General features: G+C 71.8%; 5 protein-coding genes. 2 read left to right on the top strand and 3 right to left on the bottom strand.

All coding sequences use genetic code 11. The features are described 5' to 3' along the window. A partial coding sequence (locus GRC12_RS41670) for a sugar kinase (RefSeq protein ID WP_439959946.1) occupies positions 1-905 on the bottom strand: 905 nt, incomplete at its 3' end. Positions 906-1,040: 135 nt separating this feature from the next. Between GRC12_RS41670 and GRC12_RS41665 the strand changes: the two genes are divergently transcribed. Further along, entirely contained in the window at positions 1,041-2,318 is a 1,278-nt protein-coding gene (locus GRC12_RS41665; RefSeq protein WP_208785653.1) for an amino acid deaminase, read from the top strand. A 12-nt stretch (positions 2,319-2,330) separates the two neighbouring features. After that, the gene (locus GRC12_RS41660; RefSeq protein WP_208785652.1) at positions 2,331-3,962 is read left to right on the top strand and encodes an N-acyl-D-amino-acid deacylase family protein; all 1,632 of its coding nucleotides are present in this window, start codon (positions 2,331-2,333) and stop codon (positions 3,960-3,962) included. Position 3,963: 1 nt separating this feature from the next. On the opposite strand, the gene GRC12_RS41655 is transcribed toward GRC12_RS41660, so the two are convergent. Together GRC12_RS41655 and GRC12_RS41650 are read right to left on the bottom strand one after the other, a co-directional pair. Next, on the bottom strand, positions 3,964-4,794 hold the full coding sequence (locus tag GRC12_RS41655; protein ID WP_208785651.1) for a trypsin-like serine peptidase: 831 nt from the start codon (positions 4,792-4,794) through the stop codon (positions 3,964-3,966). Between the two features lie 76 nt (positions 4,795-4,870). Continuing rightward, complete coding sequence (locus tag GRC12_RS41650) at positions 4,871-5,008, bottom strand: hypothetical protein (protein WP_208785650.1); 138 nt, start codon at positions 5,006-5,008, stop codon at positions 4,871-4,873. Positions 5,009-5,280: the final 272 nt, after the last annotated feature.

Here is a 5,280-nt window from a genome sequence, read left to right as displayed (position 1 = left end):
GGGACGGTGAGGGCGGCGGCGGCCGCGAGGTGGCCGTGGCGGAGGCGGGCGGGCACGGGCAGCTCGCGGAGGGTGGCCGAGAGGAACCCGGCGGCGAAGGCGTCACCGGCGCCGACGGAGGCGACGACGTCGACGTGGAGGGCGGGCACGAAGGTGGTCGTCGGTCCGGTGAACGCCGTCGCTCCCCGCTCCCCCTGCTTGACCACCAGGACCGCCGGTTCGGGCAGTGCCTGGCGGACGGCCGCCGGTCCGCCGGTGACGCCCCAGGCGTGCTCGGCCTCGTCCTCGCCGACGAAGACGATGTCGGACCGGCGGGCCAGGTCCTGCAGCACGCGCGCGCCGTGCGCGTGCGGCCACAGTCCGGCGCGGTAGTTCACGTCGAAGGAGATCAGCGGGCGCGCCGGACGCGGTGCGGTCAGCTCGCGCATCAGGGCGAGGCAGCCGTCGGACAGTGCCGCCGTGATCCCGGACAGGTGCAGGATCCGGCCCGCCCGCACCGCCGCCAGGTCGACGTTCTCGACGGTCATCGCGGACGCGGCCGAGCCGGCGCGGTAGTACGCCACCTCGTGCGCGTCGGTCGCCCGGTCGCCGGCCGTGCGGAAGTAGACGCCGGTGGGGCGGGCGGGGTCCCGGTGCACGGCGGAGACGTCGACGCCGTGGCTCGCGACGGTGTGGACGAGGTGGTCGCCGAAGCCGTCGGCGCCCACTCTGCTCACCCACCGCACGGCATGACCGGCGGCCGCCAGGACACACGCCACGTTGGACTCGGCGCCGCCGATGGCGCGGTCGAAGGAGGGGACGTCGGCGAGGCGGCCCGGGCGGGAGGGCAGGAAGGCGACCATGGACTCGCCGAGCGCGACGACGTCCACGCCGTCGCCGGTACTGCTGGGTCCGCTGGCGGTCACGATGGTGGTGGCTCCCGGGTCGGATGCGGGGACTGCTTCCGTTGACCCCGCGTTGGCCGAGATGTTAGACAGCAGTGAGCGATATACGCAATGGATGTTGCACACACTGCAACAGGCCAGATCAGGGAGGCTTCCATGACAGCCGACAGTCCCTCCGAAGCCCTGGCGAGCCTCTCCGGGGAACGTGTCGACCACCGCTTCAAGGGCCTCCCGCCGGACGCCGAGGGTCTGACCGTCGGCGAGCTGGCCGCCCAGCGCCGCAACCTCTTCACCGACGGCTTCACCACCCCCGTCCTCGCGCTGTCCGCCGAGCGCCTGGAGCACAACCTCGCGCTCATGGAGACGTACGCCGTCCGCCACGGCCTCTCCTTCGCCCCGCACGGCAAGACCTCCATGGCGCCGCAGCTGTTCCGGCAGCAGATCGAGCGCGGCGCCTGGGGCATCACGCTGGCGGTGCCGCACCAGGTGCGGGTGGCCCGCCGGTTCGGGATCCGGCGGGTCTTCCTCGCCAACGAGCTCGTGGACGCCGCCGCCCTGCGCTGGATCTCCGGCGAGCTGGACGCCGACCCGGACTTCCGGTTCGTCTGTTACGTCGACTCCGTGCGCGGGGTCGAGCTCATGGACGCGGCGCTGGAGGGGGCCACCCGCCCGCTGGACGTCGTCGTGGAGCTCGGCGCCGGTGAGGGCGCCCGTACCGGTGTCCGTACGGACGCGGAGTGCGCGGCCGTCGCCGACGCGGTGGCCGGGACGCGGACGTTGCGGCTCGTCGGGGTGGCGGGCTACGAGGGCGAGGTGCCGCGGGCCGATCCCGAGCGGGTGCACGCCTGGCTGAGGCGGCTGGTCGCGCTCGCCGTCGACTTCGACAAGGCGGGGCGTTTCACCGGCCTCGACGAGATCGTCGTCAGCGCGGGCGGCAGCGCCTGGTTCGACGCGGTGGCCGACGTGTTCGCGGAGATTCCCGAACTCTCCTCTCCCGTACTGAAGTTGCTGCGCTCGGGCGCCTATGTCTCGCACGACGACGGGCACTACCGGAAGGTCACGCCCTTCAACCGGGTGCCCGACGAGGGTGCCCTGGAGCCGGCCTTCCGGCTCTGGGCGCAGGTCGTCTCGCGGCCCTCCGCCGAGCAGGCCTTCGCCAACGCCGGCAAGCGGGACGCGGCCCACGACCTCGACCTGCCCTTCGCCCAGGTGGTCCGCCGGGACGGCACCGAGCGCCCGGCCACCGGGGTGGCGGTGACCGGTCTGTCCGACCAGCACGCGTGGCTGCGGACGACCGGAGAGGCGGACCTGGAGGTCGGAGACTGGGTGGGGATGGGGCTGTCGCACCCGTGCACGTCCTTCGACAAGTGGCAGCTGATCCCGCTGGTCGAGGCGGACGGCACGGTCGTCGACTACATCCGTACGTTCTTCTAGAGGGAGTCCGCGATGGAGGAGCTCGTCATCCGGGACGCGGACGTCGTGGACGGCAGCGGTGAGCCGTCGTACCGCGCGGACGTGGTGATCGACGACGGCAGGATCGTCTCGATCGTCAAGGAGGCGGCCGCGGCCGGCTGTCTGCGGCCCAAGGCCGTGCGGGAGCTGGACGCCGAGGGGCTGGTCCTCTCCCCCGGCTTCATCGACATGCACGCCCACAGCGACCTCGCCCTGCTGCGCGACCCCGACCACAGCGCCAAGGCCGCGCAGGGGGTCACCCTCGAGGTCCTGGGCCAGGACGGGCTGTCGTACGCCCCCGTCGACGACCGCACCCTCGCCGAGGTGCGCGGCGCGATCACCGGCTGGAACGGCCACGGCGACGACATCGACTTCGACTGGCGGTCGGTGGGCGAGTACCTGGACCGCCTCGACCGGGGGATCGCCGTCAACGCGGCCTATCTCGTCCCGCAGGGCACGGTCCGGATGCTCGCCGTCGGCTGGGAGGACCGGGAGGCGACGCCTGAAGAGCTGGACCGGATGCGGCAGTTGGTCGCCGAGGGGATGGAGCAGGGCGCGGTCGGCATGTCCTCCGGGCTGACCTACACGCCCGGCATGTACGCCAAGGACGCCGAACTGACCGAGCTGTGCCGGGTGGTGGCGTCGTACGGCGGCTACTACTGCCCGCACCACCGCAGTTACGGGGCCGGCGCGCTGGAGGCCTACGAGGAGATGGTGGCCCTGACCCGAGAGGCGGGCTGCTCCCTCCATCTCGCCCACGCCACCATGAACTTCGGGGTGAACAAGGGCCGCGCGCCCGAGCTGCTGTCGCTGCTGGACGAGGCGCTGGCGTCCGGGGCGGACATCACCCTGGACACGTACCCCTACACCCCCGGCTGCACAACCCTCGTGGCGATGCTGCCCAGTTGGGCGGGCGAGGGCGGGCCGGAGGCGATCCTCAAGCGGCTGGAGGACGACGACACGGCCGAACGCATCCGGCACGACCTGGAGGTCGTCGGCTCGGACGGCTGTCACGGCGTGCCCATCGAGTGGGACACGATCGAGATCTCCGGGGTGACGGATCCCGGCCTCGCGGACTTCGTGGGCCGTACGGTCCGGCAGTCGGCGGACGCGCGCGGCGAGGCCCCCTGGACCACCGCCCGTCGCCTGCTGCTCGCGGACCGGCTGGGCTCGACGATCCTCCAGCACGTCGGTCACGAGGAGAACGTGCGGCAGATCATGCGGCACCGCGTCCACACCGGCGGCTCGGACGGCATCCTGCAGGGCACCAAGCCGCATCCGCGGGCCTACGGCACCTTCCCGCAGTATCTCGGCCGCTATGTACGGGAGTTGGGGGTGCTGTCGCTGGAGGAGTGCGTCGCGCACCTCACCTCGCGCCCTGCGGCGCGGCTGCGGCTGCCCGACCGGGGACTGGTCCGTGAGGGCTACCGGGCCGACCTGGTGCTCTTCGATCCGGCGACGGTGGCGCCGGGGGCGACCTTCGAGGAGCCGCGCACCCTGCCGACGGGCATTCCGTACGTCTTCGTGGACGGGAAGTTCGTGATCGAGGACGGTCGGCGCACGGACGTGCTGGCGGGACGGGCGGTCCGTCGTAGTCCCGTACGACGGAACGCCACCCGGGCCTGACCTACGGCTTGGGCAGCACGCACCCACTGGCGTTGAGGTTGAGCTTGTTGCCGGTAGTGAAGCAGGCGGGTATCTGGTAGGTCTCCTCGGCGTAGTTGATGCCCTCGCGGACGGTGACGTTGCCGTTCGCGTCGACCTCGCACGGGTTGTTCTCCGTGCAGCGCTCGCCGTCCTCGTTGCCGGTGTTGTTGACGGCGACGACCTTGCCGGTGGCGTTGTCGATCACCGGGGAGCCCGAGGTGCCGCCGATGGTCTGGCAGGCGGAGGTGTAGCGGACGGAGTCCTTCCAGGTCCAGTCGCCCTCCTTGAGGCGGTAGACGAACCCGTCGATGTTGCAGGCGTAGGTCCGCTTCCAGTAGCCGGACACCACCGTGATCGCGGTGCCGGCGGTCGGGTGGGTGTCCTGCACGGTGAGCGGGCTGATGCCGTAGGAGCTCTTGATCGCGGAGTACGTGGTCGTCAGGCGGTAGATCGTGACGTCCGTGTCGGTCATGGTCGAGTAGACGACCTGGTTGGCGCGGAGCGTGGCGACCTTGGTGCCGGCCGAGTTCAGCAGACCGAAGGTACGGCTGGAGGACTGGCCGGTGATGACCTCGCCGGGCTCGGGGAATCCGGTCTCCAGGCAGTGGCCGTTGGTCATGACCAGCGCCGGGTCGGTGTCCGCGGAGTTCGGGAAGCGGATGACCGAGCCGGAGCAGTTGCTCAGCGAGACGGTGCCGGCGAAGTTGACCGCCGTGACCGCGGGGGCCGGCGCGGACGCCGCGACCGCCGGTGCCGCGCCGGATCCGGCGAGCACCAGCGCGGTGACCACGGCGCCGAGAGGCTTCTTCATGTGGGGGTCCCCTCATTGCGACAGATTTTGTCATGGGCATTGTGAGGCGAGGGGAGTGGTGGGACAAGGAGCGGTTTCAGGACCGGCGTTGGCGGATTTCCGTACAGGCGGTGTCGATGTGCCGGAAGAGCTGGTTGCCGTTGTTCGTGATCCGGGCGCCGAGTTCACGGAGACGCTGCTCGCGGGCCGGGGTGACACCCTTCAGCAGGATCAACCTACCGAGGGAACCCGCCAGTTGGGGAACGGCCGTGTCCCGTCCCTCACTTGGGGTGCTTCGTCGCCCCCTGGCCCCGCCCCTGCTTGTTTCCGGAGTTGCCCGGGGCCGCGCTGGTCGTGGCGGGGGCCGAGGTGACGGGGGCCGCGGACGTCCCGGTCGAGGGCCGCGATGCGGTGGCCGATGCCCCGGTCCCGGTCGTCGCCGTGGCGCGGGCGGTCGGCTCGCTCACGGTCGCGGGGGCGGAGGGCTGCGTACCGGCGGGGGCCGCC

The organism is Streptomyces griseorubiginosus (assembly GCF_017614965.1).
GTDB lineage: Bacteria > Actinomycetota > Actinomycetes > Streptomycetales > Streptomycetaceae > Streptomyces > Streptomyces griseorubiginosus_B.
This window is presented reverse-complemented; position numbering and strand designations above follow the sequence as displayed.

What these genes read in the sequence shown, in the direction of transcription:
- GRC12_RS41665 (WP_208785653.1), top strand. Translation starts at nt 1,041, where the DNA reads ATGACAGCCGACAGTCCCTCCGAAGCCCTGGCGAGCCTCTCCGGGGAA.
- GRC12_RS41660 (WP_208785652.1), top strand. Translation starts at nt 2,331, where the DNA reads ATGGAGGAGCTCGTCATCCGGGACGCGGACGTCGTGGACGGCAGCGGT.
- GRC12_RS41655 (WP_208785651.1), bottom strand. Translation starts at nt 4,794, where the DNA reads ATGAAGAAGCCTCTCGGCGCCGTGGTCACCGCGCTGGTGCTCGCCGGA.